This is a genomic window from Lysobacter sp. SCRH-1R, from assembly GCF_057747855.1.
In genome coordinates this window covers 528,402-553,628 of sequence record NZ_CM173227.1, presented here as the reverse complement: position 1 = coordinate 553,628, position 25,227 = coordinate 528,402, and the positions used below count along the sequence as shown (strand labels likewise).

The window sequence follows — 25,227 nt, the reverse complement described above, 5'->3', positions numbered from 1 at the left end:
CACAGTGTACCCGGCGGAACGCCAGCGGACGCCCTGTCACCCGGGGCGCTCCCGCCCGTCCCGCGATCGCGGCAGGACAGGCAACAGAAAGGGCGGCCCGCTTGCGCGTCCGCCCTGCTCCTTCCCGGCCGGCCTGTTCTTTCCGACGCGGCGTTCGTGCCGTTGCGCGCGCCGGTGGCAGCCGGGGGCCGCCCCGATGCCGGCGCGCGCGCCGCATTCACTACGTCAGTTCAGCGTCTTCTCGAAGTCGCGAACTTCCTGCTGGGCGCGATCGCGTTCCCAGCCGTAGCGTTCCTGCAGCTTGCCGGCGAGATATTCGGCGTTGCCTTCGGCGACATCGAAGTCGTCGTCGGTCAGGTCGCCCCAACGCGCCTGCGCCTTGCCCTTCAACTGCGTCCACTTGCCGGCGATGATGTCTTTGTTCATCCGTTGCATTCCTCTTGTCGTAAGTGACGGCTTCAACCGCGGGGCCAGCATCGCAATCGGGCCATTCGAATGGAGTCGCGATTGTGTTAGCCGGCGTTTGATGTCGGTGAATGCACTCGAACCGGGCTTGCGCAAAACCCCTGAAAAACAAGGGGCCGGATCGCTCCGGCCCCTTGTTCGGCAATCGGGTTGCGTCACGCTTCGTGCATCAGCACTTGCCGTCCTTGCAGTCCTCGGCCGTGTTCTCGACCTTCTCGCCCGCGCTCTGCACGTCCTTGCCGGCGCCGGCGACGGTGTTGCAGGCGCTCAGGGTGCCCATCGAGAACATGGCCAGCAGCAGCAGTGCCATCAAACGCTTCATGGAAGTCTCCTCGGCTCCAGGCACGCCACGGCGTGCGGTGGATGCATCACACGCGAGAAGGCGTGAAAGCGAAGTGGATGTGGGAGCGCGCGATTCAGCGCTCGGCCAGCAACGGAGAGGCCGGCGAATGCCGGCCCTTCCGATGCGTTCGGCGGTTCCGTGCGGCGCTTACTTCGCCGCGTCCTCGACCTTCTCGCCCGCCTTCTGCACGTCCTTGCCGGCGCCGGCGATCGTGTTGCACGCGCTCAGCGTGCCGACGGAAAACAGGGCCAGCAGCAACAGGGCCATCAAACGCTTCATGGGTCACCTCGTTCGTGGGAATTCCTGGTCACGCTCGTGGCGTGCGCCTGCATCTGACGCGAGGGACCGTGAACGCGCGGTGGATGGCCCCGTGCACGGCTGGCGCCGCTTCGTCCGCGCCCGAACGCCGGAAAAAGAAAGGCCGGCAGAAGCCGGCCTTCGCAGCGCACGCGACGCGTGGATCAGTTGCTCGCCTTCTCGTCGATCTTCTGGCCGAGCTTCTCCACGTCCTTGCCCAGGCCTTCCATGGTGTTGCAGCCGTTGAGCAGGACGAGCGACAGGGCGACGAGCAGCAGCGTGGCGATGGAACGCTTCATATGTCTCTCCCGGGAGACGTTGGGTCGATGGGCGCGAAGCATCGCACGATGGCAACGGTGCCGCACCTGCCGCCGGGCGCCGTCCGCCGCGATCCGCGGATCCGGTTCAGTCGCGCATCAGCGTGGACTTGCCGAACAGGCTCTCCACCAGGTCCACCGCCAGCTTCGCGGTGCGGTTGCGCTTGTCGATGATCGGATTGAGTTCGACGATGTCGAGCGACGCCATGCACCCGGTGTCGGCGATCATCTCCATCACCAGCTGCGCCTCGCGGTAGTTCGGCCCGCCCGGCACCGTGGTGCCCACGCCCGGCGCGATGCTGGGATCGAGGAAATCGACGTCGAAGCTCACGTGCAGGTGCGTGTTGTCGTCCACGCCTTCCAGCGCTTCCTCCATCACGCGCTTCATGCCGATCTCGTCGATGTAGCGCATGTCGTACACGTCCAGGCCGTATTCCTGCACGAGGCGCTTCTCGCCTTCGTCGACCGAACGGATGCCGATCTGGCGGATCTCGTCCGGCCGCAGCGCCGGGGCGTCGCCGCCGAGGTTGATGAGCGCATCGGGCCCGAGCCCGCACAGGCACGCCACCGGCATGCCGTGGATGTTGCCGGACGGCGTGACCTCGTGCGTGTTGAAGTCCGCATGCGCATCGAGCCACAGCACGCGCAGCTGCTTGCCGGCCCTGCGGCAATGGCGCGCGACGGCGGTGATCGACCCCAGGCCCAGGCAGTGGTCGCCGCCCAGCAGGATCGGCATGCGACCTTCGTCGAGCTCGGCGCCGACGGCGTCCATCACCGCACGGTTCCACGCGACCACCTCGGCCAGGTGGCGGTAGCCCTCGACCGGCTTCTGCCAGGGATTGCGCGGACCGTCGAGATTGCCGCGATCGATCACGTCCACGCCGCGCTTGGCGAGCGCCTCCCCAAGCCCCGCGATGCGCAGCGCCTCCGGCCCCAACCGCGCGCCGCGGTGTCCAGCGCCGACATCCGTGGGCGCGCCGATCAGCGAAACGGGGGGATAGGTGCGGCTCATCGAACGGGGGTCCTCTTGAGGTGTAGGCGCCCGGGGATCGACGTAAGTAGCTGAATCATAAGCAGATACGGTCAAACTTCTAGCCGAACGACCGCCGTCACCCGCCGGAGCAGAAGTCCACGATACCGGACGCCCCTCAACCCGCCTACTCGCATTGTGTTCGCACCTCGCGCACGACCCATTTTCTCTTGCGCAACTCCGCACTCATGTCCATTGCGCAAACGTCGTTGTTGGTCTGTAAGCGAATGCTCTGCCTATTGTGGACCCTTAGATCGGCATAGCCTGGTTCACGTGCCGGGATGAGCATGCCGACGACCTCCTTTGGGGGCGCACGCCTGGCCACTTGTTCAATGTTTCCTTCCGAAGTGAAGGTTTCCTCCACCAAACGCACGGGCTGCGGGAGATACGGCAGCACGACTGCGGCAGAGTCTGCCGGATCATCAAAGCCGCACAGCACCTTGGTCAAAAGTCGCCACAGCGTGTCGGGTTCGGCAGCCTTCGCGAAAACGACGGATCGGAAGTTCCGCAGTTCTTCGGACCGGCAAGGCGAGCCAGACGACGCGTCGGGAGAGCTAACTCCGTCTGCGGTTGCCGATACGGGGGTGACTGCTAGAGCCAAGGCCACAACAAATTCGCTTTTCATGGGTTCGAGCTCAATCTGCGTCGGGGTCAACAGCGGACACGTGAAGATGGTTTCGATGGGTCTGGTCAGTGTTGAGCCAAGGGTCCGCCTTGAACCCACCGAGATTTTCCGAGTCTGCGAAGACGATCGCCTCAAATGTTGAATAGAGTCGGCTCCTCGCGCCCGACGCGATGTTCACCTGGAAACGGCTGATCGGCCGCCCTTGGGCATCTCGGTCATCAAAGTCATCAACGAACACTACATCCAGCCCCACGCCCATGCGATGCAGCACTGATCCAAGCATTGGGCGCCACGTGCTGCTGAGTACCAGTTCGTCGATGCCTGACTTCCAGGCCGCTTCGATAACGCCCTTATAAGTCAATGGATTGGTGCGCTTCAGAACATCGGCCACAGTGATGCGCTCCCCAGCCCCGATCGCGTTCGCGAACGCACCTTGCTGATAACGCAGGCGGATATTCACGATCGGAAGGTCAATGTGGCAGCCCCAGTCACTGTGGCGGGCGCCTATCAGCCCGTCATATCGCCCCTCAAATATCGGCAAGAGGACAGCCGCCCGATCGTCAATGATTAGGGTTTCCTGTGTGTCGGGGCGTGGGAGCGCGGGCGGTGGAACGACCTCGTGACGTCCAGGAAATGGTGGAATCGGCCTTCCTTCCCCAGTTGCAGTAGGCGGTAACTCTGGTCTCGTTGCTGCGGGGCGGACTCGATTCCGCCCACGATCCTCTGCGAAAGGCCGGGTTAGAGTGGACGGCGCGCAGAGACGAGAGATGTCTGTAATGGAGAATTCGTATGAGAAGTCCTTCCATACATCGCCTGTCAGGTAGCCGATGTGCGTGTCGTCTGGCTTCTTGAAGGTTTGAGCATGCGCCGCCACTGGATAGGCAGCCGTAGTCGCGGGGCTTGCCTGGAGCCGACTCAAGCGGAGGTGCGGCAGTTCATGAATATAGACAACCGTCAAACCTTCCGCGTTTGGCGTGACACGGAATAGCGGCGAAATCCTACGGGCCTCGTAGGCGTCGTTACCCAACTATATTTCGACCTCGGCGACATCATCGGGAACAGGAATAACCGGAGTTACGTAAGTGGTTCCGAGAAGCGAGAACGATTTTCCGTTGCTCGTTCTGTGAAGCACTCTTTCTTTGTTCCCTGCCTCGGTAACGACATATGGCAGGTTCCTGAGTTTACTCGCGCTGTCCGTGACGATTCGATCCGAAGCGCGTCCGCCGGGCGCTCCAGAATCGAGAGGCGCAGCAATGAAATGATATTGAATTCGACGGCCATCGGCCCTCACTACCTGCTGTCGCGCGTGATCTTCGGAAGCAGTCGTTTGCGCCAATGGAACGCCACGTTGTTGAGTATTTGGCATCGTCAGCACTCCTTGCACACTTCCAGTCCGTTACCACCTTGCTCAACCGTCTCGTCCGGGTAGAGCTCAAAGCGGGTGTATACAGACGAGTACCGCCGCGCAGTTTCGCCGGCGGTGTTGGTGCGCCCCCGATACTCCTTTCCCGCACCGTCGACGATGAGATACGGGAAGTCGGCGACCGGGCGCCCTTTCGCGTCCCTGACCACGAACTGGGCGCTGTATCGCACCCCAGACGGCGGGGCTACGTATGCCGGCGCGAGCCGCCGCGAGTCGCCCCCTGCGGGCGGACGTTCCGTCCGTAACGGAGAAGCCGCGCTGCAGCTTTGCGACGAGCTTGTGCCCGCAGGCGAGATCACTCCCGTCCGCCGCGACGAGGGGGCCGCTTACCCAGAACGCCTCAACGCCCGACACGACCTGCGTGGGACCGCATTGCCCGCAGAGCACGGGGTCCCCCACCCGAACGACTGGCCTGAGAACACCGTCGAGACATTCGAGGTCGAACCCCGCCGCCCCCGTCAGCGCCTGACCTCCCCCGGTGGTGGGGTCACCCACCACACACAGGAACCGCTCGCTCATTTGGGCATCTCGCACGGAACCAGGAGCAGCTCATCGTCGTCGAACTCCACGATCCCGGAGGTGCTCTGCGGGCTTTCGACCAGCGTGTCTCCGTTCTCCAGTTGGCTTCCGACGACCGCCAACGGGCGATCATTGACCAGCACCTTGGGGATGCCTGTCGAGATCCTGGACTCAGTGCCGTCGGAGTATCGGACGGTGTCGCCTACGCATGCGACGAGGCGCCCCTCCAGCTCGTGAATCTTGTCGTGGACCGCGACCACAACGCCACCTCGTTCTGTCCTCGTTCCCAGCACTGCGATCCGGTACGTCCTTCGCAGGACGCGGTCTCCATGCGTATCGAAATTCAAAGTTTGCGGCGGGTTGCTACCAGGCATCCTTCGGCTCCTTCTTGTTGTCGGCACGTGTTGCAGCCGAACCATAGGCCGACATCCCGACCTGATCGCAAGCTGATTCTTTCGCCTTGAACTAACCGTCCTTCTACTTTCAATGAGTGATGCAGACCCCGCGACACCCCATGAATCGACCCGTCAACCGCATGCGCCCCGTCCATCCGGGCGAGATCCTGCGCGAGGAATTCCTTGCGCCATTGCAGATGAGCGTCAATGCGCTCGCCGTGAAGCTGCACGTGCCGGCGACGCGTCTGCACGAGATCGTCAACGAGCGTCGTGGCATCACCGCGGACACGGCCGAGCGCCTCGCCCGCTATTTCGGCGGCGACGCCGGCAGCTGGATGGCGTTGCAGGCCGACTATGAGTTGAAGACGCTGCCCAACCGGGCCGAGATCGCGCGCGACGTGCATCCGCGCGCGGCGGTGGGTTGATCCGCGACGTCGCGCAGGACTTAGCCGGAGTGCGGCGGATCGTGCATAGCGTTCATGGATGCACTCTCACCAAGCGTGCGTAATGGGCCTTCACTTCATCCACATCCGCGAAAACATCGATCGAACTGGCGCCGTGATGCAGCACGCGCTCCAGATGCGTGAAGAAGCCGACCCAGCAGCCTTTCGCGACGGACGTGTCCGTGAAGTCGATGTGCTTGGCGATGTGGCCCAGCAGGTTCGAACCGACGGAGTCCGGGTTGTCCTTGAGGTACTGCAGAAGATGTGCGGCGTATTCGCGGCCCAAGCCGCACGCCTCGGCATAGTCCTGCACGGGCGGTACCTGCCAGTTGCTGTGCTGGCCTTTGCCCGGGTGGGACACGAAGGGCAGATCGAAGAAGGGCGCGCGGCCAGTGCGACGCGCGTAATTGCGTCGCGGCGGGAAAGCGGACTTCGGCATGATGGATTCCTTGGCTTATAGGAAATCCGCCACCGCTGCTAAATGGTGACGGACGACGCGGGGTTAGCAGACCGGGCCAAGGACCGGCGCACCTTGCGGTGCCCCCGCGCCGCCCGCCGTAAAGCGAACAGCACTGACGCCCATCGCGATGCGGGCATGAAAAAAGCGCCGAGCATCGGACGATGGGCGCTTACGCGCCTTAGCTGCGGGCTGCTAAACCCGATCACCGAATTTGCGGTGACTCGACAACGCTGCGCCCATCACGCAGACGGAGCAATGGGAAATAGTAGCGCCCCGCGACGCCGCGCGTGGCACACGCCAGTTCGCTCGTCCCGTGAAATCAGGGTGTGCGTAGAGGGGAAAATGGGCGGGTGGTCCGCCCTCGACACCAGGGCCGGACGACACTCCCAGCCATCACCCACGCGCCACCAACAAAAAAACCCCGCGATCCGCAGGGCCTTCAAACGCTTCTGGTGCCGGCAGTCAGGATCGAACTGACGACCTACCGCTTACAAGGCGGTTGCTCTACCAACTGAGCTATGCCGGCGAAGAGGGCATTCTAGCCTGCGGCGACGCGCAGGTTCATGTCGGAACGGTCAGCGCATGCGCGCGCAGTCGAGTTCGCGGGCCGGGACCTGCACGGCGGCTTCGGCACGTGCGGGATCGAATGCGGGCTTGGCGACGAGGTCCAGCCAGACGCTGGTGCGGCCGTCGCCCAGCGGTTCGGCGCGCGCGGGGAAGCCGGCGGCGACGAGGCTTTCGGCGCGGCGGCGTGCGGAGTTTTCGCTGCGGTAGCGGCCGAGCGCGATCGAGTTCGTCTCGTCGCCCTGACGGACGATGAAATAGTCGTTGAAACCGGCGGCGGCGATGCGCTGCGCGGTCGCGGACGCTTCCTCGGCCGACGCCGCGGCGGGCAGGTAGACGCGCCAGCCTCGGCCGCTTCCGGTGCGCTGCTCGCGCGGCACGACGCGGGTGGCGACGGCCATCAGCACTTCGCGCGCATTCGATGCGGCGGCGCTGTTGGCGAACGGGCCGACGCTGTAGCAGCGCGCGGTTGCGGTTGCAGGCGGCGCAGGCGCGGTGGCGGCCGACGCGACGGGGGGCGTTGCCGCCGGTGAAGTCGGCGCCGGCGCGGCGGATGTCGTCGCGGTAGGCGCCGTCGCCTTCACCGTCTCGCTCGCCAGTTGCAGGCGCGCCACGCCCGCCGGCGGCACGAACGCGGGCGCGGGCGCCGGCGGCGCGCGCAGCGTCCACCAGGCGGCCACACCGAGATTGAGCACCAGCAGCAGGACGACCAGGGCGCGAGCGAGCATGGGGCGATTCTAAGCGGCGGTTTCGACGCAGGCCCAGCGGGCCAGGCCTTCCAGCACCAGCGTTGCGACTTCGGTCGCGTTCGGCAGGTGGCGGGCCAGCGCGTCCGATCCGCCGCCGTGCAGCAGGACCGCCGGCGCCTGACCGAGGCGGTCGGTCGCGACGCGCAGGCTGTGCTCGATCAGGGCCACGCCCGCGCCGTCGCAACCGGATACCAGCGCATCCTCGGTGTCGCTCGCGAAGTCCTCGTATGCGCCGCCGGTTTCCGGCAATTGCGGCGCACGCGCGTGCAGCGCTTCGCGCATCAGCGTCGGCGACGGCGCGATGCGACCGCCGAGATGGCGGCCGTCCGCGTCGACCAGATCGATCGTGAGCGCCGTCCCCACGCCGCACACCAGCGCCGCACCGCGAACGCGGGCGCGCGCGCCCAGCAGCGCGAGGAAGCGATCCACGCCGAGCTTGCGCGGATCGGCGTAGGCGATGCGCAGCTCGTCGAAACGCGGCTGTGTCCGCGCGATGGAAATGCGCCCGCAGCGCGCGGCCAATGCGTCGAGCACCGCGACCCGAAGGCCCTGCTGCGCGACGCTCGCCAGGTACGCGACGTCGATGCGCGCGGGCAGGTGCAACGCCATCGCGGCGGCGATGTCCTCTTCGCGATGCGGCAGCGCGATGGCGTCGCCGATGCGGCCGTCCGCATGCAGCGGGGCGCATTTCAGCCGCGTGTTGCCGAGGTCGAACAGCCACGCGCTCATGCCGCCGCTCCGCTGCGCACGCTGACTTCGCCGGAATGGAAGCTGCGCTCCTCGCCGCCGGCCAGGCGCACGCGCAGCGCGCCGTCGTCGGCGAGTCCCAGCGCGATGCCGTGCAGTTCGCCCGATGGCGTGTGCAGGGTGACGCGACGTTCGGTGAGCACATCGAGCGCGGCGTAGCGTTCGCGGAACGGCGCCAGTCCCTCGGCGTCGAATTCGTCCAGCGCCGGCAACAACCGCGCGAGGACGGCGGCGGCGAGGCGGTTGCGGTCCGGCGATGCATCCGAAAGGCCGGCCAGATCGCACCAGGGTTGGTCGATGCCGGCGGCGATTGCCGCCGGCATGCGCACGTTGATGCCCATGCCGATCACCGCGCGCACCGGTCCGGCGTGTTCGCCACCGCCTTCGACCAGTACTCCGCCGAGCTTGCGCAGCGTACCGTCCTGCGCGGGGACGACGAGGTCGTTGGGCCATTTCAACGCGACGCCGAAGCCGGCTTCGCGCAGTGCTTCGGCCGCCGCGACGCCGGCCACCAGACTGAGCCCACCCAGCCGCGCCAGCCCGCCGCCGAACTGGCGCGACACCGAGAGGTACAGGTGCGCGGCCAACGGCGAGGCCCAGGGGCGGCCCCGCCGTCCGCGCCCGCCGGTCTGGCGCTCCGCCAGCAGGACGTCGGCGCCTCGCGTCGGCACCGGACGACGCAGCAGTTCGGTGTTGGTCGAGTCGATCGACCACGCGGTTTCGAGCAACGCCAACGCATCGCGGACCGGCGACGGCAACGCGGCGCGGATCGCCTCCGCGTCGAGCAGGTCCATCGGCGCCGCGAGTGCGTAGCCGCGCCCGGCCTGGGCCTGGATCGGGACGCCGGCCTCGCGCAGGGTTTCGATGCGCTTCCACACGGCGGCGCGGGTCTGCCCGCCTTCGCGGGCCAGGGCGTCGCCCGAGACCGGGCCGGCGATCAGGCGCTGGAGCAGTTCGCGATCGTTCATCGGCGGGCGCGCGCGCATTCGGCAGGAGTGACGGGCCTGACCGGGCGACGGCGGGCGCGGGAGCGGCGGGAAGTAAGCGACGTCATGCGCGGATTATGCGGGAGCCGCCTGCAACCGACGAACGGCGCCGGGCGCTCCGGGACCCTCCCGAAAGGCGCTCGCGGCACACCGCGCGCGGGGATTCGGCGGGACGATGGCGGTGCGCGCCGAAGCGTTGCAACGCTTTGCTCCATCGGCGCATCGATAGGAGATGATGGCGTTGGCAAGGCGCCGTCCGGACCGACGACGTTGCCGGCCCGCCGGCAGGATCGCCTGAACACGGAGAGTTGTTGCAATGCGCCACCCGACCGCCCGGCCGACGTTTCTTTTTCGCGGTATAGTCCAGCCTTGCCCGGGGTCTGCCCCGGGTCCGTCCGAGGATTCCGCCATGTTCCGGATCTGCCTGTGCCTGCTGATCGTGGTCGCCAGTTCGACCGTGGCCGCGCGCGAGATCAAGCTCAGCTCCGCCAACAGCGGCAGCTGCCCGGAGGCGTCCTCGATCGCACGCGAAAGCGTGCGGGCGACCCCGCGCGCGAGCGCACCGGTGCGCGACGTCAAGCCGGCCCGTCCGAGCGTCCACAGCGATGCCGGCTCCAGCGCCGGCCGCATGCAGTCGCCGCGCTGGCACAGCTTCCTGCCGGGCATGTTCCGCTGATTCCTGCGCGGGCGTCGTGATTTGCTGAGCTTCTTCCGGCGCCTGCGGCTCTCGCCCGCACCGATCCCCGACGATTCCTGGCACGCCGCGCGCGATTTCGTGCCGTGGCTGCACGCGCTCGACGGCGCACGCGAGGCGCGACTGCGCGAGCTGGCCGCGCGCTTCCTGCACGAGAAAACCATCACGCCGATCGGCGAGCTCGCGCTCGACGACGCGCAACGCGTCAGCCTCGCCGCGCTGTGCTGCCTGCCGCTGCTGGAGTTCGGCGCCGAAGGCCTGCGCGGCTGGTCGCAGCTGATCGTCTACCCCGACGCGTTCCGCGTGAACCGCACGCACGTCGATGCGGCCGGCGTGCTGCACGAGTGGCAGGACGAGCTGATCGGCGAGGCGTGGGAAATGGGGCCGGTGATCCTGTCGTGGGCGGACATCGTGGCCGACTGCGAAGATCCGCGCGCCGGCTTCTGCGTCGCCGCGCACGAGATGGCGCACAAGATCGACGTGCTCGACGGCGCGCTCGACGGCACGCCGCCGTTGCCGCGTCCGTGGCAGAAGGAATGGGCGCGCGATTTCCAGGTCGCGTACGACAGGCTCGCGAAACAGGTGGATCGTGGCCGCGAAACTGCGATCGACGGGTATGCCGCCGAAGCTCCCGAGGAGTTCTTCGCCGTCGTCACCGAGTACCACTTCAGCGACCCGCGCACGTTGCGTGCGGAAATGCCGCAGGTCGCGGCGCATCTGGAGCGTTTCTACGGGCCGTCGCCGTTCGGGTAGAAGACCGGTCGCTCCTTGATGTCATTCCCGCGAAGGCGGGAATCCGTCTCCCCACACTGCTCCGCCTTTGAAGGCGGTGATGCACGCTTGCATGGCTCCCCGCCTTCGCGGGGATGACGGCATGAGGCGGGGCTTACAGCCCCGGCGGCAGCACCACCTCGAAATGCGCCCCGCCCAGTTCGGCCGAGCGGCTGACATCGAGCGTGCCGCGATAGCTGCGCACCACGTCCTGCACGGTCGCAAGGCCGATGCCGTGGCCCTGCACGCGCTCGTCGCCGCGCACGCCGCGCTGCAGGACCATGTCGATCTTGTCCTCCGGTACGCCGGGGCCGTCGTCGTCCACCGCGAGCAGCAAACCCGGACGACGGTTCGGCGCGATCTCGCCTTCCTTCACCGTCAGCAGCACGCGTGAGCGCGCCCACTTGAAGGCGTTCTCGATCAGGTTTCCGAGCACCTCCTGCAGGTCGCCCGGCTCGCCGTAAAAGCGCGCGTCGGCGTCGATGTCGAACTCGCAGATCACGCCCTTCGATGCGTAGATCTTCTCCAGGCTGCGCACGATCTGGTCGGCGTACGGCTCGATCTCCAAGGGCGCTGCGAACAGCACGTGGCCCGAACGCGCGGCGCGCGCGAGCTGGTACGACACCAGGTCGCTCATGCGTCGCACCTGCAGGTCGATTTCCTCGCGCAGTTCGTGCACGGGCACGTCCTCGCCGCTGCGCGCACGCAGCACGGCGAGCGGCGTTTTCAGGCTGTGCGCGAGATCGGCGAGCGTGTTGCGCTGGCGGTCGAGGTTCTCGCGCTCGCTCTCGATGAAGGCGTTGATGCTCTCGGTAAGCGGTTCCAGTTCGCGCGGATGGCGTCCGCTCATGCGCGAGGCGAGACCGCGCTGCACGCGCTTGAGTTCATCGACCACGCGCTTGAGCGGTCGCAGGCTCCAGCGCAGGATCACCGCCTGCAAGAGCAGCAGGATCAGGCCGGCGCCGCCGAGGTATCGCCACAGCGCCTGCCGGAACACGCTGACCTGCCGGCTCAGCGCGGTCGTGTCTTCCAGCACGTAGATCGTGTACGGGAATTCGGCGCGCGCGTCGTCGCTGCCGGCGCTCCAGATCAGGCCGCGGCCGTAGCGATAGGCTTCGCCGGCCTCGCCGCTGATCTCGGTGATGGGCAGCGCGCGCTCGAAGATTTCCTGGTTCGGATCGAGCATCTTGCCCGCCGGCAGGATCGGCCCCTGCGCCGAGGTCGAATCCCAATGCCCGTTGGGCAGCACGACTTCCGCGTAGAGGCCGCTGCCGGGGCGTTCGAGGCGCGGGTCGACGGTTTCGTACGGCGGAATGAACTCGCCGTTGCGGGCGAACTCGCCGCCGGCGACGTAGGCCAGCGCGAGGCTGCGCAGGCGCTGGCGCATGTTGCTCTCGGCCGTTTCCAGGAACGCGCGGTCGAGCGCGTAGCCGGCGAGCGCGAGGAACGCGACCAGGCCCAGGCTCGCCGCCAGCAACTGGCGCGCCTGGAGCGAGCGCGGCTGGCCCCAGCTCACTTGCGGCGGGCGGCGTGGCATGGGGCGAAGTCGGAAACGGGCGACGGCATCGCCGCCAAGGGTACCCAGCGCGCCATGCGTTGACGATGACTCGCCGACGCCCGGCGCTGCTGGCTCATCGAAACCGTGCGCTGGTGCTTAGTCTCCGCTGCGCGCGATGGCGAAGCGGTAGCCACGACCGCGCACGGTCTCGATCGGCTTGAGCGAACCGTCCGGATCGAGCTTCTTGCGCAGGCGGCCGATGAAGACTTCCAGCACGTTCGAGTCGCGGTCGAAGTCCTGCTGGTAGATGTGCTCGGTGAGGTCGGCCTTCGAGACCAGTTCGCCGGCGTGCATCATCAGGTACTCGAGCACCTTGTACTCGTAGCTGGTCAGGTCGACGTTGCTGCCGTTGACGCTCACCGTCTGCGCGGCGAGGTCGAGGACGACCGGGCCGCATTCCAGCGTCGGCTTGCTCCAGCCGGCGGCGCGGCGGACCAGTGCGTTGAGGCGGGCGAGCAGCTCCTCGATGTGGAACGGCTTGACCAGGTAATCGTCGGCGCCCTGCTTGAGGCCCTCCACCTTGTCCTGCCAGCTGGAGCGGGCGGTGAGGATCAGCACGGGGAACTTCTTGCCTTCGTCGCGCAGGGCCTTGATCAGCTCCATGCCCGACATCTTCGGCAGGCCCAGGTCGATGATGCCGAGGTCGAACGGGACTTCACGGCCCATGTAGAGGCCTTCCTCGCCGTCCTGGGCGGCATCCACCGCGAACCCTTCCCGCTTCAGGCGGGCGGCCAGGGTTTCGCGCAGCGGAGCTTCGTCTTCGACCAGCAGAATTCGCATGTGGACTCCAATGTCTGTCGTTCTGTCTAGGCCGCTACCCCGGCGGGCCCCCGAGAGCGTGGCGGGTCAGTCGTCGTCGCGGCGTGTACGGTTTTCCTGCTGCTGGCGGTCGCGGGACTGCGGATCGTCCATGTAGATGCGAACCCGCCCGCTCGAATCGACCACCTTCACGCGGTTGACGTCGCGGCCGTCGTAGGGGACCCGCTCGGCGCTCAGGACCTGACCGCCGGTGCGGCGTTCGACCCGGCGCACCGAGTCCGACAGGGCCTGGCGGTCGCTGGCGCGGCCGTGCCCCCGATCGCCGCGGTCACCCCGATGCGGACCGCCGCGATCCTGTGCCGACACGGCGCCGGCCAGCGCGAGCAGCGCGGCGAGCAGGGCGAGTGGCAACGGTCGGAAAGACGGCATCTTCATCGAGACTGGGCACACGAACGGGGCAATATCGCACGACCGTGCGACAGTGTGCATTCTTGAAACGATGCGGTGAATCCGGTCTGAACTTTTCTGCTTGCCAACGGCGATCATTCAGACCTTGGCTCGGAGGCAGCCGATTTCGGGCCGGAGGCTAGAAAATCTCGGCGATGCAGCACCGCAGCGAGCCGCCGCCCGCTTCGATGGCATCCAGCTCGACCGCCCGCACCTGGAACCCGGCCGCCGCGAGCAACTGGCGATTCCGCGGATCGAGCGCGGCATCGGCGCGGGCGCTCATCCAGACCGTGTCCGCAGACAGGGCGATGGCATTGCCGGCGAAGGCGGCGTGTTCGGCCTGCGAGAGCACCACGGCGTTGGGCGCGTAGAAATCGGCGATGCCCTGCGCCACCGCTGGATCGGCGAAGCCGCGGGGGCTCACGATCGCCGCCCTTCCCGCCAGCACCGCGAGCACGACGTTGGCGTGGTACTCGCCCGGCGCGAGGTCGAACATCAGCGTCGCGCGCAGGCCGAACGCTTCGTGCATCAGCCGAGCGCCCTCCTCGTCGCAGCGTTCGGACAGGCCGCACAGGCCGAGCCCACGGGCGCGGTCGATCACCAGCGAGCCGGTGAGTTCGCACGGGTGCGGCTGCCCAGACAGGTCGATCTCCGCGTAATCCAGCACGCCGCCAAGGAAACCACGGATGTCGGCGCGGCCGGCCTCACGCTGGCGCACCGCATGGCGCATGCGCGCGACCACGTAACGTCCGCGCGCGGTGGCGAAGACGTTGTTGGGGAACACCGCATCGGGCGTGTCGGCGTCGCCGGGGAAGCACAATGTCGGCAGCACCTGCGACATCGCGCGATGCAGCGCGCGATGCTGGGTGAGCGCGCATTCGGCATCGAAGCACGACGCCTGCGCCATGTAGCGGTTGTCCTGCGCGGACTGCTCGGCCAGGCAGAAGCCTTCCGGCGCGACCAGGAATGCCGCCTGCGCCGTCGCCGGGCCGAAGTCGTGCGACAGGGTGCGCGCATGCGCGAAGAACGCGGCGGAATCGCGCGTGATCATGCGGCGTCCACGCGCTCGCCGGCGAAGGATCCGGTCACCGCCAGCGCGTGTTCGATCAGCGACCAGCCCGCGCCCGGCTTGTGCGCGCCCTCGCTGAGCACCTGCCGGAACGCGCGTCCGCCGCGTTCGCCGGCGAACAACCCGAGCAGATGGCGCGTGATGTGCTTGAGGTACACGCCGCGCGCAATCTGGTCCTCGATGTAGGGACGCAGCGCGCGCAGCAGTTCGCCGCGCGTGCGCGGGTCACCGCCGAACCAGGCGACATCGAGGCGATGCAGCAGGTACGGATCGTGGTATGCCGCGCGCCCCAGCATCGCGCCGTCGGTGTGCGCGAGGTGCGCGGTGGCTTCTTCCTGCGTGGCGATGCCGCCGTTCACGACGATCTGCAACTCCGGCCGCTCGCGCTTGAGCCGATACGCCCAGTCGTAACGCAGCGGCGGCACTTCGCGGTTTTCCTTCGGCGAAAGTCCCTGCAGCCACGCGTTGCGCGCGTGGATCACGAACATGCCGCAGCCCGCCTTCGCGACGGTGTCGATGAAGGCGAAGAAGCGGTCCCAGTCGTGATCGTCGTCGACGCCGAGGCGGCACTTCACCGTCACCGGCACGTCGCAGCTTTCGACCATCGCCGCGACGCTTTCGGCGACCAGCTGCGGCTCGCGCATCAGGCACGCGCCGAAGCGCCCGGCCTGCACGCGATCGGACGGGCAGCCGCAGTTGAGGTTGATCTCGTCGAAGCCGTGCTGCGCGCCGATCCTCGCCGCCTGCGCGAGCAGCTCCGGCTCGCTGCCGCCGAGCTGCAGCGCCACCGGATGCTCCACCGGATCCATCGCCAGCAGGCGCGCACGATCGCCGTGGATCACCGCGTTGGCATGCACCATCTCCGTGTACAGCCGTGCGTGCGGCGCGAGCAGGCGGTGGAAGACACGGCAGTGCGTGTCGGTCCAGTCCATCATCGGCGCAACGGAGAGGCGGATCTGGGCGGGGGGCGGGACAAGGCCTTTCATGCGGGCATTATCCGTTACCCGGGTGCGTTCACGTCACGCCGGCGCGGGGCCGTACGGTTCCCACACCATGTACACGTCCGCGCGCGCGTAGTGCGAACCGGGGCGCGGCGCGGGGTGATGGCGGAAGCCGACGCTTTCGTACAACGCCAGCGCGGGACCGAGCTTGCGGTTGGATTCGAGGAAGAGTTCGCGACCGCCGAGCGCGCGGAACAGGTCGAGCGCGCCCAGCATCAGCCTGCGGCCGACGCCGCCGCCGCGCACGTCCGGCGCCACCACCATCTTGGTGAGTTCGTACACGCCGTCGGATTCGCGCTTGAGCGCGACGGTGCCGATGGCGCGGTCGTCCCCGTCGACGGCGAACAGCACGTGGCCGCCGTGGGCGAGGATGTGGGTTTCCGGATCGCCCAGCACTTCACGGTCGATCGGCTCGACCGTGAACCAGCGTTCGAGCCATTCCAGGTTGAGTCGGGCGAAGTCCTCGCGCCAGCACGGCGCGTAATCGACGATGCGGATGGTGGGGGCGTTCATGCCGCCATGATAGGCGCCGCCGCGCCCCAAACGCATGCGGCGGCCGAAGCCGCCGCATGGAACGCAACACGGGCCGGACTCAGCCCTTGTTCGGGCCGCCCTTCTGCTTCCCGTCGGACTTGCCGTTGCCTTTGCCCTTCGGAGTGCCGCCGGCCTTGTCGTTTCCCTTGTTGCTGCCGGCGTCCTTGTTGCCGGCCGCCTTCGTCTTGCCCGAAGACGCAGCGCCCTTGTTCGAGGGTCCCTTGTCCGAGGACTTCGACGCTCCCCCGCCCTGCTTCGCCCTGGCCGGTTCGCGCGGCCGGCCGGGGAAATCGCGCGCGAGGTCGGCATCGAGCGTGATGCTGCGACCCCAGCGGTCGTAACTCGGGACGAAGCCCTTCTTCAGCCGGTGGAATTCCGCCGAACCCGGTTTGATGCCGAGGTTCTTCGCGACCGCGCCCCAGCCGAGCCCGTGGTCGCGCTCCCACACGTCGGCGACGTAGCGGCACGGGCGGCCCAGCACGGAGGCGATCGCGCAGGCGAAGTACACGTCGCCCGGCGCCCAGCGGCGATCCACCAGCAGTTCGCTGACCAGATCGCGCGGCGCGCCGTAGTAACGCACCATCTCGTCCACGAACGGATCGCGGTAACGCGTGCCGTAGCGGTTCATGTCCGACAGCCAGGTATCGACCCAGACGTCGCCCGAGCGCGGATTCCAGCCGAAGGTGTAGTCCTGCGCCGAGGCCGAGCCCCAGCCGAGCGTCGCCGCGGCGGCCACCAGCACCGCGCCGAGTCGTGCACGCCACGTCATCGCCATGTCCAAGCTCCTCTCGTCGTCGAAGGGACGCCACGAAGGCATCCCCTTATGGTCCACGCCCATGATCAGTCACCGCGCCAGCGGCGCTCGTAACGGTCGCGATAGTCGCGATGGTAACGGCGGTCGTCCCAGCGGCGGTCGTGGTGGTAGTAGCCGCGATCGTAGCGACGGTCGTAGCGCGCGTCGTAGTAATGGGTGGTGCACTTGCCGTGCTTGTTGCAGCGCCCGCGCGGGGAATTCCAGTATCCGTACGCGTTGCCGTACGGCGGGCCGGCGCGGTATACGCGGCGGTAGTAGTTCGGACGGCCGCGGTAGTCGTGCACGACGACCAGGCGGTCGCGATAGCCGCGGTCGTAGCGGTAGTACGGATAGCCGCCGTGATAGATCACGTCGGCGACGTCCACCACGACACGCGCCCAGTCGTCGCCGGCGCGCGCCGGTGCCGGCGCGGTCGCGGCGACGGCGCCCAGTCCTGCGGCCAGCACCATCGGGGCGAACCATCGGGTCAGGACGGTGGCCATTGTCTGCGCTCCTCGATGCCCGCACCCCGCGGGCCTTGCGGCCACGATGCGGCTGGCGCGGTGAACGCCTTTTTAATCCGGCCGGGCCGCCCCGCGTGCGCTCAGCCGCGGTTGGGGAACGTGTTCAAGCCGCGCGGGCGGCGAGGTCGCGCACCGCGCCGGGCAGTTCGTGCGCGCTGGCGATGCGGCGCAGGCGCGGCGCGTCGTCGGCGACGTCGGCTTCGTTCTCGTGGCCCCAGGTGGTGTGGTACGGCACGTGGATGCCCCACCCGCCCAGTTCCAGGACCGGCGCGATGTCCGAACGCAGCGAGTTGCCGACCATGACGAAGCGCTCGGCCGGCAGTTCGAATTCGTCCAGCAGCCGCGCGTACGTCGCCGCATCCTTCTCGCTGACGATCTCGATGCGCCGGAACAGATCGGCGAACCCGCACTGGCGCACCTTCGCTTCCTGGTGGAACAGGTCGCCCTTGGTGATCAGCACCACGTCGAAGTCCGCGGCAATGGCTTCCACCGCCTCGCGCACGCCCGGCAGCAGTTCGACCGGATGGCGCAGCAGCGCCTTGCCGAGTTCGACGATGCGATGCACGTCGCGCGCCTCGATGCGCTGCGCGGTGATGTCCACCGCCGCTTCGATCATCGACAGCACCATGCCCTTCACGCCATAGCCGAACAGCGCGATGTTGCGCTTCTCGACTTCGTACAGGCGCTCCTGCACGCGCGCGTCGCGCAGGTCCACGTAGGTGCCGACGATGCGTTCGAATTCGAGCTGGGCGTCGTCGAAATAGTCCTGGCTGCGCCAGAGGGTGTCGTCGGCGTCGAAGCCGATCAGCTGGATGGCGGTCATGCGGGCAGTTTAATGGAGGCGGATGTCGCGCGGCCCGGCGTGACGATGGCGGTTGCGGCATTCGCACGACACGAGCAAAGACAAGGGCGGCCGGAGCCGCCCTTGTTCCGTGTCCAACCAATGCGCGAGTTGGACGGATCGACCGCAACGGCGCCTTACTTGCCGCCGCTGTTGCCCGCCGCGCCGCCCTGCGCCTTGGCGACGTAGGCCTTGTATTCGTCGGCGGTCAGCGCGCCATCGGCGTCGGCGTCGGCCTGGTCGAAGACCTGGCTCAGCGCCGGCACGCTGGAGGCTTCGGACTTGCTCAGCGAGCCGTTCTTGTCGGTGTCGACGTCAGACCAGCTCTTCTTGCCCGAGCTGCTGCCCTGCGCCGCGCTCGTATCCGACGCACCGGCGGCGCCGGCCTGGTCGGACGAGGTGGTCGGATCCTGCGGCTGCGGCGAAGCGGTCTGCGCGAAGGCGAGCGGCGCCGAGAGGAAGGCGGCCAGTGCGGCGGCGGCGAGCAGCGGCTTGCGGTTCTGGATGGTCATGCGATGTCTCCTGGAGGGAAGGAAGTTCTGCGCGTGCTTGCCCGAGGCGTGCCGCACGGATCGACCTTGACGTGTCCGCGATGAACGAGCGCGCGTGCCCGGCCGTTAAGGCAACGTTGCCTTAACCATTCGAGCGTGCGTGGAGGCTAGGAAGGCGCCTCGGTCGTGATGTCCGACACGCTCGAGCGTGACCTGCGCCGCAGTTATCGCGCGCCCCGCACGCGTCTGGTGGCTGAACGGAACACAACCTTCACCGCGCCACAGGTCAACGCCTCCCCTGCTGGCGCGTTGACCGCGTCCTTCAGGCCTCGTCCTCGCGATCGACGCTGACGTCGAGTTCGCCGTCCCCGTCCACGCGCACGCGCACCACCATCGGACGGCAGCACACGTGGCAGTCCTCGACGTACGACTGCGCGCCCGCGGAATCGTCGACAAACAGCGTCAGCGGCTCGCCGCAGTAGGGGCACGTCACGTCGACCGGAGGCAGCACGTCACTTCGCCTTCGGCAGCGCCTCGTCCGGTGCGAGCGTCAGCACGATGTCGACCGGCGTGCCGGGGTTGTGGCTGCGCAGGTGCAGCTCGCTTGCGTCCAGGCGAAGAATGTCGGTGGGATACGCCTGCCCTTCCTCGACCATCGTCAGCTGGCCGTTCTCGAAGCGCCACTCGCCGCGCATCGGCGTGCCGTTCGGCGAATCGATCACGAGCGTTCCGTCCGACAGGAACGCGTACACCGTGTCGGGTTCCACCGCGCTCGACGACTTGACGCGCCATACCTTATCGGTGAACGCCGCCGGCGTGACGGCCGGCGCTGCGGGCGCCGCGGCTTCCCCTGGTGCGGGCTGGTCGGTCGAACGGGCCGGTTGCTGCGAGGTGTCGGCGGTGACCTGCGGCGTGTCGGCGACAGGCCGCGCCTGTTCCGACGTCGAGGGCGCCTGGCAGGCCGCCAGCACGCACGCGGCGATCGCGCCGCACAGTACGGAAGAACGCGCGGAAAGACGCATGGTTCGGCACCCGTGTCGGTAGGTGCGCGCACCTTATCACCGCGCGCGCGAGACCCGCGTTCATCACGTCCCAATAACCGCGGCGCGGCAAAGCTGCGGGCATCCATACCGTGCGCCGGCAGCACGGATGAGGGAGGCTCCGATGAAAGTCCGCCACGTATTCAGCACGCCCGATCTCGACACCGCGCAGGCCGTGATGAACGCCGCGCGCAGCGCCGGCGTGCACGACGACGACATCCTGCTCGTCGCGCGTTCGGACATCGAACTGGAGGAGATCCCCAACGAACTGAAGGAAGCCGACACCGACCTCATGCCCGCCGCCCTGCGCGGTGCAGGCTACGGCGGCGCGGCGGGCCTGCTCGCGGGGTTGGCGGCGATCGTGATCACGCCGATCGGCCTGACGCTCGCCGGCGCAGCCGCCGCGGCGGTGGCCGGCGCGCTGGTGGGATCGTGGGCCTCGGCGCTGGTGGGTTCGTCGCTGCCGGACCCGATCCGCCGCAAGTTCGATGCGGAAATCCAGGAGGGCCGCATTCTCGTCGTGCTCGACGGCGACAAGGATTTCCTCGACCGCACCGAAACGCAGATCGTCGCCGCCGGCGGCACGCATCTTCCCTACGAATCGACCAAGGCGATGGCGTAAGCGCGTTACGGCGAGGCGAGCGCGCCGCTGCGCGACTTGGCCGAAGGTTTCTCCAGCGCGGCGCGATAGCGCCCATGCAAGGCCTGCACCTTCGCGACGTACGCCTGCGTTTCCGCGTAAGGCGGCACGCCGCCATAACGCGCGACCGTCCCGATGCCCGCGTTGTAGGCCGCCGCGACCAGCGTCATGTCGTTGCGATAGCGACGCATCAGCGCGCGCAGGTGACGCGCGCCGGCCATGATCGATTCGTCCTGCGAGAACGGGTCGGCGACGCCGTATTCGCGGCTGGTATCGGGCATCAACTGCATCACGCCCTGCGCGCCTTTCGACGAAACGGCTGCGGCGTCGTAATCGCTCTCCGCGTGTGCGATCGCACGCAGCCAGGCCTCGTCCACGCCCGTCGCCTTCGCCGCGGCGCGGAACTGCTTCGGATAGCGATCCAGCTTCGGCGGACCGACGCGCCCGAGGCCTGCATGCGCGGGCTCGCCCGGCGGCGCCGGCACGGTGAACGACAGCACTTTCACCGCGCCCGGCAGCTTGCGCGTGCCGTACACCGGCTTGCCGTCCTGCATGCGTTCGTACAGCACGCCGCTCACCGCTTCGCCGGTGCCGAACAGGTTCGTCACGCTCGCGGCGTTGTCGTCGATGTGCTTGGCCGTGCAACGCGAGCCGGGCTCCGGCGCGGTCGACAGACTGACGGTGCCATCGCGCACGCAGCGGTATACGGTGCGTGCTTCCACGCTGCCGGCGACCAGGAGCGCCAGTGCGAAGAGCGCGACGGCGGAACGGGAGCGGACCATCCCGCGGATTCTAGGCAGCGCACCCGAACGCGAATGCAACGAAGCCGTGCCGTCCGTCGGCCGGGACCGCACGCCCACAGGCTCGCGGACGCGAATTGACCCAGGTCAAAAAGGCCCCGGACCGGCGCCGATAGGCTCCGCGCATGCCCATCGCGCCGCCCTTTCCCACCGAACTGCTGCGCCGCTACGACCGGCCCGGCCCGCGCTACACCTCCTATCCCACGGCGCCCCAGTTCAGCGCGGATTTCGGCGCGCAGCAGCTGCGCGACGCGGCCCTGGGCAGCAACGGCGATCCGATTCCCCGCCGCCTCTCGCTCTATGTGCACGTGCCGTTCTGCGCGCGTCCGTGTTTCTACTGCGGTTGCAACCGCGTGATCACGCGCGACCGCGCGCGCAGCGAGCCCTACCGCACGCGACTGGCGCGCGAGATCGGGATGATGTCCGGCCTGTTCGATCCCGACCGCGAAGTCGTGCAGTTGCACTTCGGCGGAGGCACGCCGAACTTCTTCACGCCCGCGCAGCTGCGCGCGACCGTGCAGGACCTGCGCGACCATTTCCGCTTCAGCACTGCTGCCAATCGCGACATCTCGATCGAGCTCGATCCGCGCGAACTCACACCGGACGATGTTGCCGGACTCGCCGACGCCGGCTTCAACCGCGCGAGCCTGGGCGTGCAGGATTTCGACCCCGACGTGCAGCGCGCGGTGAATCGCCAGCAGGACGTCGACGCGACGCTGGCGATCATCGACGCGTGCCGCACGCAGGGCATGCGCTCGGTCAACGTCGACCTGATCTATGGATTGCCGTTGCAGACGCTGGATGGCTTCGCACGCACGCTCGACATCGTGGTCGCCGCGCGCCCGCATCGCCTCGCGGTCTACAGCTACGCGCACCTGCCGGAACTGTTCAAGCCGCAACGGCAGATCCGCGCCGAGGACCTGCCGTCGAGCGAACTCAAGCTGGAACTGCTGCGACTGGCGATCGAACGGCTCACCGCCGCCGGTTATGTGTACATCGGCATGGACCACTTCGCGCTGCCCGACGACGAGCTCGCGCTCGCGCAGGCGCGCGGCGGCCTGCATCGGAATTTCATGGGGTACACCACGCATGCCGACTGCGATCTTGTCGGCTTCGGCGTGAGCGCGATCAGCCGCATCGGCGACAGCTACAGCCAGAATCCGCGCGAACTGCCGGCGTGGGAGGAGGCGATCGACGCGCCGCGCCTGCCGGTGTGGCGCGGATTGCGCCTGACCGACGACGACCAGCTGCGCGCGGACGTGATCCAGCGCCTGATGTGCCAGGGCGAAATAACCATCGGCGCGATCGAGCGCGCGCACGGGATCGACTTCACGCACCACTTCGCCGACGCGCTTGCCCGCCTGCAGCCCCTGCAGGACGACGGGCTGGTCTGGATCGAGCCCGAACGCATCGTCGCCACGCGCGAGGGGCGGTTGCTGTTGCGGGTGATCGCGATGTGCTTCGACGCGTACCTCCGGCAGCCGCAGGCGGCGCCGGCGCGCTATTCGCGGACGGTCTAGGCGCGGGCGAGTCAACGCCGCCAGGCGGAAGCCGCAGCCCGGGGCCGCCCTAGCGGCAGCCTGGGACCGACTTCCATCGCGACCAGCCCTTCTGGGCGATCGTACCCATCTGGTCCTGATCCCCGCGCGGTACTGCGCGCCCCCCTTCCGACCTCCCCCCGGAACCCTGAACGGGCTCAGCCGCCGAACGGTCGGCCGGCCCCGCCCGGTTGCGCTTGAATGCCGTAGCCGACGCTTTGATCGAAATCAAGCGCGGCGCATGAACGGGTTCCTAACATGCCGCCGACCCCGGCCCTGCCGCTCGGGAGTGTCCATCATGCATACCCAACCAGAAACCTATAACGACAAGATCGTGCGCCAGTTCACCGCGATGACGGTGGTCTGGGGCATCGTCGGCATGGCGGTCGGCGTGTTCATCGCCGCCCAGCTGTATTGGCCGGCGCTCAACTTCGACATCCCGTGGCTGAGCTACGGCCGGTTGCGGCCGTTGCACACCAACGCGGTGATCTTCGCCTTCGGCGGCTGCGCGCTGATCGCCACCAGCTACCACATCGTGCAGCGCACCTGCCATGTGCGGCTGGCGTTCGACAAGCTGGCGGCCTTCACCTTCTGGGGCTGGCAGGCGGTCATCGTGGCGGCGGCGATCACGCTGCCGATGGGCCTCACGCAAGGCAAGGAATACGCCGAGCTGGAATGGCCGATCGACATCCTGATCACCCTGGTGTGGGTGGCCTACGCGGTGGTGTTCTTCGGCACGATCGTGAAGCGCCGCGTCAAGCACATCTACGTCGCCAACTGGTTCTACGGCGCCTTCATCATCACCATCGCGCTGCTGCACATCGTCAACAACATGGCGATGCCGGCCGGCTGGGGCAAGTCGTACTCGCTCTACACCGGCGCGGTCGACGCGATGGCGCAGTGGTGGTACGGGCACAACGCGGTGGGCTTCTTCCTGACCGCGGGCTTCCTCGGGATGATGTACTACTTCGTCCCCAAGCAGGCCAATCGCCCGGTGTATTCGTACCGGCTGTCGATCGTGCACTTCTGGGCGCTGATCGCCGTGTACATGTGGGCCGGCCCGCACCACCTGCAGTACACCGCGCTGCCGGACTGGGCGCAGTCGCTGGGCATGGTGTTCTCGCTGGTGCTGCTGGCGCCCAGCTGGGGCGGCGCGATCAACGGCATCCTCACGCTCTCCGGCGCGTGGGACAAGCTGCGCACCGATCCGATCCTGAAGTTCCTCATCGTGGCGGTGTCGTTCTACATGATCGCGACCTTCGAAGGTCCGATGATGTCGATCAAGACGGTCAACTCGCTGTCGCACTACACCGACTGGACCGTCGGCCACGTGCATGCCGGCGCGCTGGGCTGGGTGGCGATGATCTCCATCGGTGCGGTCTACGCGATGCTGCCGCGCCTGCTCGGCCAGACGCGGATGCATTCGGTGAAGGCGATCGACCTGCACTTCTGGCTGCACACCGTCGGCGTGGTGTTCTACATCGTCTCGATGTGGATCGCAGGCGTGATGCAGGGCCTGATGTGGCGCGCGACCAACGAAGACGGCACGCTGACCTACAGCTTCGTCGAAGCGCTCAACGCCACCTATCCCTACTACCTGGGCCGGCTGCTCGGCGGCCTGATCGTGCTGAGCGGCATGGTCGTCATGGCCTGGAACGTCATCCGCACCTGGCAGCAGGCGCGCGAACTGGCACCCACGCCGGTGCTGCCGCCCGACGCCGCGAGCGCGCACGCCTGAGGTCGACGACATGAGCCATTCACACGAGAAAGTCGAAACCAACGTCGGCCTGATGGCGGTGCTGATCGCCGTCGCGGTCTCCTTCGGCGGGTTGGCGGAAATCGTTCCGCTGATGTACCAGGCCGAGGCGATCACGCCGCTCCCGGGCGTCAAGCCCTACCCCGCGCTCGAACTCGCCGGACGCGACGTCTACGTCCGCGAGGGCTGCTACAACTGCCATTCGCAGATGGTGCGCACGCTGCGCTTCGAAACCGAGCGGTACGGCCACTACTCGCTCGCCGGCGAGTCGGTCTACGACCGCCCGTTCCAGTGGGGTTCCAAGCGCACCGGGCCGGATCTGGCGCGCGTGGGCGGCCGGTATTCCGACGACTGGCACCGCGTGCACCTGATGAACCCGCGCGACGTCGTGCCCGAATCGAACATGCCCGGCTTCCCCTGGCTCGCCGAGGCGAAGGTCGACGGCGAACAGGTGCAGCAGCGCATGAAGGCGCTCAGGACCATCGGCGATCCGTACAGCGCCGAAGACGTCGCCGGCGCGCCGGCCGCGGTGGACGGCAAGACCGAACTCGATGCGGTCGTCGCCTACCTGCAGGGCCTGGGCCGCCACGCTCCGAGGGGAGGCTGAC

Annotated in this window: 33 protein-coding genes and 1 tRNA gene; 7 read left to right on the top strand and 27 right to left on the bottom strand. The window is 67.8% G+C overall.

Going from position 1 to position 25,227, the window contains the following annotated elements; genetic code table 11:
* Nucleotides 1–225 precede the first annotated feature (225 nt).
* The 9 genes from AC3ANK_RS02470 to AC3ANK_RS02430 all read right to left on the bottom strand — a co-directional run bounded on the left by AC3ANK_RS02470 (nucleotide 226) and on the right by AC3ANK_RS02430 (nucleotide 5,393).
* Entirely contained in the window at nucleotides 226–426 is a 201-nt protein-coding gene (locus tag AC3ANK_RS02470; protein WP_206860129.1) for a CsbD family protein, read from the bottom strand.
* A gap of 208 nt (nucleotides 427–634) precedes the next feature.
* Nucleotides 635–787: an entericidin A/B family lipoprotein gene (locus AC3ANK_RS02465; RefSeq protein WP_206860130.1), complete on the bottom strand. Its 153-nt coding sequence runs from the start codon at nucleotides 785–787 to the stop codon at nucleotides 635–637.
* Nucleotides 788–955: 168 nt separating this feature from the next.
* Complete coding sequence (locus AC3ANK_RS02460) at nucleotides 956–1,087, bottom strand: entericidin A/B family lipoprotein (protein WP_206860131.1); 132 nt, start codon at nucleotides 1,085–1,087, stop codon at nucleotides 956–958.
* A gap of 182 nt (nucleotides 1,088–1,269) precedes the next feature.
* A complete protein-coding gene (locus tag AC3ANK_RS02455; RefSeq protein WP_206860132.1) occupies nucleotides 1,270–1,404 on the bottom strand; it encodes an entericidin A/B family lipoprotein in 135 nt (44 codons plus the stop codon).
* A 106-nt stretch (nucleotides 1,405–1,510) separates the two neighbouring features.
* Nucleotides 1,511–2,434, bottom strand: a complete 924-nt coding sequence (gene rocF / locus AC3ANK_RS02450; RefSeq protein ID WP_206860133.1) for an arginase — start codon at nucleotides 2,432–2,434, stop codon at nucleotides 1,511–1,513.
* A gap of 145 nt (nucleotides 2,435–2,579) precedes the next feature.
* A complete protein-coding gene (locus tag AC3ANK_RS02445; protein ID WP_206860134.1) occupies nucleotides 2,580–3,107 on the bottom strand; it encodes a hypothetical protein in 528 nt (175 codons plus the stop codon).
* Nucleotides 3,088–3,537: a hypothetical protein gene (locus AC3ANK_RS02440; protein ID WP_484172049.1), complete on the bottom strand. Its 450-nt coding sequence runs from the start codon at nucleotides 3,535–3,537 to the stop codon at nucleotides 3,088–3,090. Before AC3ANK_RS02440 ends, AC3ANK_RS02445 begins: the two co-directional genes overlap by 20 nt.
* A gap of 972 nt (nucleotides 3,538–4,509) precedes the next feature.
* Nucleotides 4,510–5,019: a PAAR domain-containing protein gene (locus tag AC3ANK_RS02435; protein ID WP_206860136.1), complete on the bottom strand. Its 510-nt coding sequence runs from the start codon at nucleotides 5,017–5,019 to the stop codon at nucleotides 4,510–4,512.
* The gene (locus tag AC3ANK_RS02430) at nucleotides 5,016–5,393 is read right to left on the bottom strand and encodes a PAAR domain-containing protein (RefSeq protein WP_206860137.1); all 378 of its coding nucleotides are present in this window, start codon (nucleotides 5,391–5,393) and stop codon (nucleotides 5,016–5,018) included. The genes AC3ANK_RS02435 and AC3ANK_RS02430 overlap by 4 nt, the downstream gene beginning before the upstream one ends.
* 140 nt (nucleotides 5,394–5,533) lie before the next feature.
* On the opposite strand from AC3ANK_RS02430, the gene AC3ANK_RS02425 reads away from it, so the two are divergent.
* Nucleotides 5,534–5,839, top strand: a complete 306-nt coding sequence (locus AC3ANK_RS02425) for a HigA family addiction module antitoxin (RefSeq protein WP_206860138.1) — start codon at nucleotides 5,534–5,536, stop codon at nucleotides 5,837–5,839.
* A gap of 52 nt (nucleotides 5,840–5,891) precedes the next feature.
* Here the strand turns inward: AC3ANK_RS02425 and AC3ANK_RS02420 are convergent, their stop codons facing one another.
* From AC3ANK_RS02420 to birA, 5 genes are all read right to left on the bottom strand, one after another.
* Complete coding sequence (locus AC3ANK_RS02420; RefSeq protein WP_484172048.1) at nucleotides 5,892–6,296, bottom strand: hypothetical protein; 405 nt, start codon at nucleotides 6,294–6,296, stop codon at nucleotides 5,892–5,894.
* Between the two features lie 471 nt (nucleotides 6,297–6,767).
* Nucleotides 6,768–6,843 (bottom strand) — tRNA-Thr (locus tag AC3ANK_RS02415).
* Between the two features lie 49 nt (nucleotides 6,844–6,892).
* On the bottom strand, nucleotides 6,893–7,609 hold the full coding sequence (locus tag AC3ANK_RS02410) for an SPOR domain-containing protein (RefSeq protein WP_484172047.1): 717 nt from the start codon (nucleotides 7,607–7,609) through the stop codon (nucleotides 6,893–6,895).
* 9 nt (nucleotides 7,610–7,618) lie between these two features.
* Nucleotides 7,619–8,359 carry a type III pantothenate kinase gene (locus AC3ANK_RS02405; RefSeq protein ID WP_484172046.1) on the bottom strand — a complete coding sequence of 247 codons (741 nt, stop codon included), beginning with the start codon at nucleotides 8,357–8,359 and terminating at the stop codon, nucleotides 7,619–7,621.
* On the bottom strand, nucleotides 8,356–9,345 hold the full coding sequence (gene birA, locus AC3ANK_RS02400; RefSeq protein WP_484172045.1) for a bifunctional biotin--[acetyl-CoA-carboxylase] ligase/biotin operon repressor BirA: 990 nt from the start codon (nucleotides 9,343–9,345) through the stop codon (nucleotides 8,356–8,358). Before birA ends, AC3ANK_RS02405 begins: the two co-directional genes overlap by 4 nt.
* A 427-nt stretch (nucleotides 9,346–9,772) precedes the next feature.
* On the opposite strand from birA, the gene AC3ANK_RS02395 reads away from it, so the two are divergent.
* Complete coding sequence (locus tag AC3ANK_RS02395) at nucleotides 9,773–10,039, top strand: hypothetical protein (RefSeq protein WP_206860143.1); 267 nt, start codon at nucleotides 9,773–9,775, stop codon at nucleotides 10,037–10,039.
* 21 nt (nucleotides 10,040–10,060) lie between these two features.
* Nucleotides 10,061–10,810: a M90 family metallopeptidase gene (locus tag AC3ANK_RS02390; RefSeq protein ID WP_242524995.1), complete on the top strand. Its 750-nt coding sequence runs from the start codon at nucleotides 10,061–10,063 to the stop codon at nucleotides 10,808–10,810.
* A 133-nt stretch (nucleotides 10,811–10,943) separates the two neighbouring features.
* On the opposite strand, the gene AC3ANK_RS02385 is transcribed toward AC3ANK_RS02390, so the two are convergent.
* From AC3ANK_RS02385 to AC3ANK_RS02330, 12 genes are all read right to left on the bottom strand, one after another.
* Nucleotides 10,944–12,365 carry an ATP-binding protein gene (locus AC3ANK_RS02385; protein ID WP_484172044.1) on the bottom strand — a complete coding sequence of 474 codons (1,422 nt, stop codon included), beginning with the start codon at nucleotides 12,363–12,365 and terminating at the stop codon, nucleotides 10,944–10,946.
* Between the two features lie 117 nt (nucleotides 12,366–12,482).
* Entirely contained in the window at nucleotides 12,483–13,166 is a 684-nt protein-coding gene (locus AC3ANK_RS02380; protein WP_115841270.1) for a response regulator transcription factor, read from the bottom strand.
* A gap of 66 nt (nucleotides 13,167–13,232) precedes the next feature.
* Complete coding sequence (locus tag AC3ANK_RS02375; protein WP_242524996.1) at nucleotides 13,233–13,691, bottom strand: hypothetical protein; 459 nt, start codon at nucleotides 13,689–13,691, stop codon at nucleotides 13,233–13,235.
* 40 nt (nucleotides 13,692–13,731) lie between these two features.
* A complete protein-coding gene (locus AC3ANK_RS02370) occupies nucleotides 13,732–14,643 on the bottom strand; it encodes an arginine deiminase-related protein (RefSeq protein ID WP_206860145.1) in 912 nt (303 codons plus the stop codon).
* Nucleotides 14,640–15,647 (bottom strand): tRNA dihydrouridine(20/20a) synthase DusA, encoded by a 1,008-nt coding sequence (gene dusA / locus AC3ANK_RS02365; RefSeq protein ID WP_206860146.1) that lies wholly within the window; start codon nucleotides 15,645–15,647, stop codon nucleotides 14,640–14,642. Before dusA ends, AC3ANK_RS02370 begins: the two co-directional genes overlap by 4 nt.
* 33 nt (nucleotides 15,648–15,680) lie before the next feature.
* Complete coding sequence (locus AC3ANK_RS02360) at nucleotides 15,681–16,175, bottom strand: GNAT family N-acetyltransferase (protein WP_484172043.1); 495 nt, start codon at nucleotides 16,173–16,175, stop codon at nucleotides 15,681–15,683.
* A 79-nt stretch (nucleotides 16,176–16,254) separates the two neighbouring features.
* Nucleotides 16,255–16,971 carry a hypothetical protein gene (locus AC3ANK_RS02355; RefSeq protein ID WP_206860148.1) on the bottom strand — a complete coding sequence of 239 codons (717 nt, stop codon included), beginning with the start codon at nucleotides 16,969–16,971 and terminating at the stop codon, nucleotides 16,255–16,257.
* Nucleotides 16,972–17,036: 65 nt separating this feature from the next.
* Entirely contained in the window at nucleotides 17,037–17,492 is a 456-nt protein-coding gene (locus AC3ANK_RS02350) for a hypothetical protein (protein ID WP_206860149.1), read from the bottom strand.
* A gap of 124 nt (nucleotides 17,493–17,616) precedes the next feature.
* Complete coding sequence (locus tag AC3ANK_RS02345; RefSeq protein WP_206860150.1) at nucleotides 17,617–18,336, bottom strand: HAD family hydrolase; 720 nt, start codon at nucleotides 18,334–18,336, stop codon at nucleotides 17,617–17,619.
* A gap of 155 nt (nucleotides 18,337–18,491) precedes the next feature.
* On the bottom strand, nucleotides 18,492–18,866 hold the full coding sequence (locus AC3ANK_RS02340) for an EF-hand domain-containing protein (RefSeq protein WP_484172042.1): 375 nt from the start codon (nucleotides 18,864–18,866) through the stop codon (nucleotides 18,492–18,494).
* A gap of 301 nt (nucleotides 18,867–19,167) precedes the next feature.
* Nucleotides 19,168–19,356, bottom strand: coding sequence for a CPXCG motif-containing cysteine-rich protein (locus AC3ANK_RS02335; protein ID WP_484172041.1), 189 nt, complete (start codon nucleotides 19,354–19,356; stop codon nucleotides 19,168–19,170).
* A gap of 1 nt (nucleotide 19,357) precedes the next feature.
* Nucleotides 19,358–19,867 carry a hypothetical protein gene (locus AC3ANK_RS02330; RefSeq protein ID WP_206860153.1) on the bottom strand — a complete coding sequence of 170 codons (510 nt, stop codon included), beginning with the start codon at nucleotides 19,865–19,867 and terminating at the stop codon, nucleotides 19,358–19,360.
* Nucleotides 19,868–20,009: 142 nt separating this feature from the next.
* On the opposite strand from AC3ANK_RS02330, the gene AC3ANK_RS02325 reads away from it, so the two are divergent.
* Nucleotides 20,010–20,507 (top strand): hypothetical protein, encoded by a 498-nt coding sequence (locus tag AC3ANK_RS02325; protein WP_206860154.1) that lies wholly within the window; start codon nucleotides 20,010–20,012, stop codon nucleotides 20,505–20,507.
* A 5-nt stretch (nucleotides 20,508–20,512) separates the two neighbouring features.
* Here the strand turns inward: AC3ANK_RS02325 and AC3ANK_RS02320 are convergent, their stop codons facing one another.
* Nucleotides 20,513–21,307 (bottom strand): lytic transglycosylase domain-containing protein, encoded by a 795-nt coding sequence (locus tag AC3ANK_RS02320; RefSeq protein WP_484172040.1) that lies wholly within the window; start codon nucleotides 21,305–21,307, stop codon nucleotides 20,513–20,515.
* A 143-nt stretch (nucleotides 21,308–21,450) separates the two neighbouring features.
* On the opposite strand from AC3ANK_RS02320, the gene hemN reads away from it, so the two are divergent.
* The 3 genes from hemN (at nucleotide 21,451) to ccoO (ending at nucleotide 25,226) form a co-directional block, all read left to right on the top strand.
* On the top strand, nucleotides 21,451–22,845 hold the full coding sequence (hemN, locus tag AC3ANK_RS02315; protein WP_484172039.1) for an oxygen-independent coproporphyrinogen III oxidase: 1,395 nt from the start codon (nucleotides 21,451–21,453) through the stop codon (nucleotides 22,843–22,845).
* 316 nt (nucleotides 22,846–23,161) lie between these two features.
* A complete protein-coding gene (gene ccoN / locus AC3ANK_RS02310; protein ID WP_484172038.1) occupies nucleotides 23,162–24,601 on the top strand; it encodes a cytochrome-c oxidase, cbb3-type subunit I in 1,440 nt (479 codons plus the stop codon).
* A 10-nt stretch (nucleotides 24,602–24,611) separates the two neighbouring features.
* Complete coding sequence (gene ccoO, locus AC3ANK_RS02305) at nucleotides 24,612–25,226, top strand: cytochrome-c oxidase, cbb3-type subunit II (RefSeq protein ID WP_484172037.1); 615 nt, start codon at nucleotides 24,612–24,614, stop codon at nucleotides 25,224–25,226.
* The last annotated feature ends 1 nt before the right edge of the window (nucleotide 25,227 follow it).

Bases quoted from the DNA above. Each gene is read 5' to 3' on its own strand.
- AC3ANK_RS02470 (WP_206860129.1), bottom strand. From the start codon at position 426: ATGAACAAAGACATCATCGCCGGCAAGTGGACGCAGTTGAAGGGCAAG.
- AC3ANK_RS02465 (WP_206860130.1), bottom strand. From the start codon at position 787: ATGAAGCGTTTGATGGCACTGCTGCTGCTGGCCATGTTCTCGATGGGC.
- AC3ANK_RS02460 (WP_206860131.1), bottom strand. From the start codon at position 1,087: ATGAAGCGTTTGATGGCCCTGTTGCTGCTGGCCCTGTTTTCCGTCGGC.
- AC3ANK_RS02455 (WP_206860132.1), bottom strand. From the start codon at position 1,404: ATGAAGCGTTCCATCGCCACGCTGCTGCTCGTCGCCCTGTCGCTCGTC.
- rocF (WP_206860133.1), bottom strand. From the start codon at position 2,434: ATGAGCCGCACCTATCCCCCCGTTTCGCTGATCGGCGCGCCCACGGAT.
- AC3ANK_RS02435 (WP_206860136.1), bottom strand. From the start codon at position 5,019: ATGAGCGAGCGGTTCCTGTGTGTGGTGGGTGACCCCACCACCGGGGGA.
- AC3ANK_RS02430 (WP_206860137.1), bottom strand. From the start codon at position 5,393: ATGCCTGGTAGCAACCCGCCGCAAACTTTGAATTTCGATACGCATGGA.
- AC3ANK_RS02425 (WP_206860138.1), top strand. From the start codon at position 5,534: ATGAATCGACCCGTCAACCGCATGCGCCCCGTCCATCCGGGCGAGATC.
- AC3ANK_RS02420 (WP_484172048.1), bottom strand. From the start codon at position 6,296: ATGCCGAAGTCCGCTTTCCCGCCGCGACGCAATTACGCGCGTCGCACT.
- AC3ANK_RS02410 (WP_484172047.1), bottom strand. From the start codon at position 7,609: ATGCTCGCTCGCGCCCTGGTCGTCCTGCTGCTGGTGCTCAATCTCGGT.
- AC3ANK_RS02405 (WP_484172046.1), bottom strand. From the start codon at position 8,359: ATGAGCGCGTGGCTGTTCGACCTCGGCAACACGCGGCTGAAATGCGCC.
- birA (WP_484172045.1), bottom strand. From the start codon at position 9,345: ATGAACGATCGCGAACTGCTCCAGCGCCTGATCGCCGGCCCGGTCTCG.
- AC3ANK_RS02395 (WP_206860143.1), top strand. From the start codon at position 9,773: ATGTTCCGGATCTGCCTGTGCCTGCTGATCGTGGTCGCCAGTTCGACC.
- AC3ANK_RS02385 (WP_484172044.1), bottom strand. From the start codon at position 12,365: ATGCCACGCCGCCCGCCGCAAGTGAGCTGGGGCCAGCCGCGCTCGCTC.
- AC3ANK_RS02380 (WP_115841270.1), bottom strand. From the start codon at position 13,166: ATGCGAATTCTGCTGGTCGAAGACGAAGCTCCGCTGCGCGAAACCCTG.
- AC3ANK_RS02375 (WP_242524996.1), bottom strand. From the start codon at position 13,691: ATGATCGCCGTTGGCAAGCAGAAAAGTTCAGACCGGATTCACCGCATC.
- AC3ANK_RS02370 (WP_206860145.1), bottom strand. From the start codon at position 14,643: ATGATCACGCGCGATTCCGCCGCGTTCTTCGCGCATGCGCGCACCCTG.
- dusA (WP_206860146.1), bottom strand. From the start codon at position 15,647: ATGAAAGGCCTTGTCCCGCCCCCCGCCCAGATCCGCCTCTCCGTTGCG.
- AC3ANK_RS02360 (WP_484172043.1), bottom strand. From the start codon at position 16,175: ATGAACGCCCCCACCATCCGCATCGTCGATTACGCGCCGTGCTGGCGC.
- AC3ANK_RS02355 (WP_206860148.1), bottom strand. From the start codon at position 16,971: ATGGCGATGACGTGGCGTGCACGACTCGGCGCGGTGCTGGTGGCCGCC.
- AC3ANK_RS02350 (WP_206860149.1), bottom strand. From the start codon at position 17,492: ATGGCCACCGTCCTGACCCGATGGTTCGCCCCGATGGTGCTGGCCGCA.
- AC3ANK_RS02345 (WP_206860150.1), bottom strand. From the start codon at position 18,336: ATGACCGCCATCCAGCTGATCGGCTTCGACGCCGACGACACCCTCTGG.
- AC3ANK_RS02340 (WP_484172042.1), bottom strand. From the start codon at position 18,866: ATGACCATCCAGAACCGCAAGCCGCTGCTCGCCGCCGCCGCACTGGCC.
- AC3ANK_RS02330 (WP_206860153.1), bottom strand. From the start codon at position 19,867: ATGCGTCTTTCCGCGCGTTCTTCCGTACTGTGCGGCGCGATCGCCGCG.
- AC3ANK_RS02325 (WP_206860154.1), top strand. From the start codon at position 20,010: ATGAAAGTCCGCCACGTATTCAGCACGCCCGATCTCGACACCGCGCAG.
- AC3ANK_RS02320 (WP_484172040.1), bottom strand. From the start codon at position 21,307: ATGGTCCGCTCCCGTTCCGCCGTCGCGCTCTTCGCACTGGCGCTCCTG.
- hemN (WP_484172039.1), top strand. From the start codon at position 21,451: ATGCCCATCGCGCCGCCCTTTCCCACCGAACTGCTGCGCCGCTACGAC.
- ccoN (WP_484172038.1), top strand. From the start codon at position 23,162: ATGCATACCCAACCAGAAACCTATAACGACAAGATCGTGCGCCAGTTC.
- ccoO (WP_484172037.1), top strand. From the start codon at position 24,612: ATGAGCCATTCACACGAGAAAGTCGAAACCAACGTCGGCCTGATGGCG.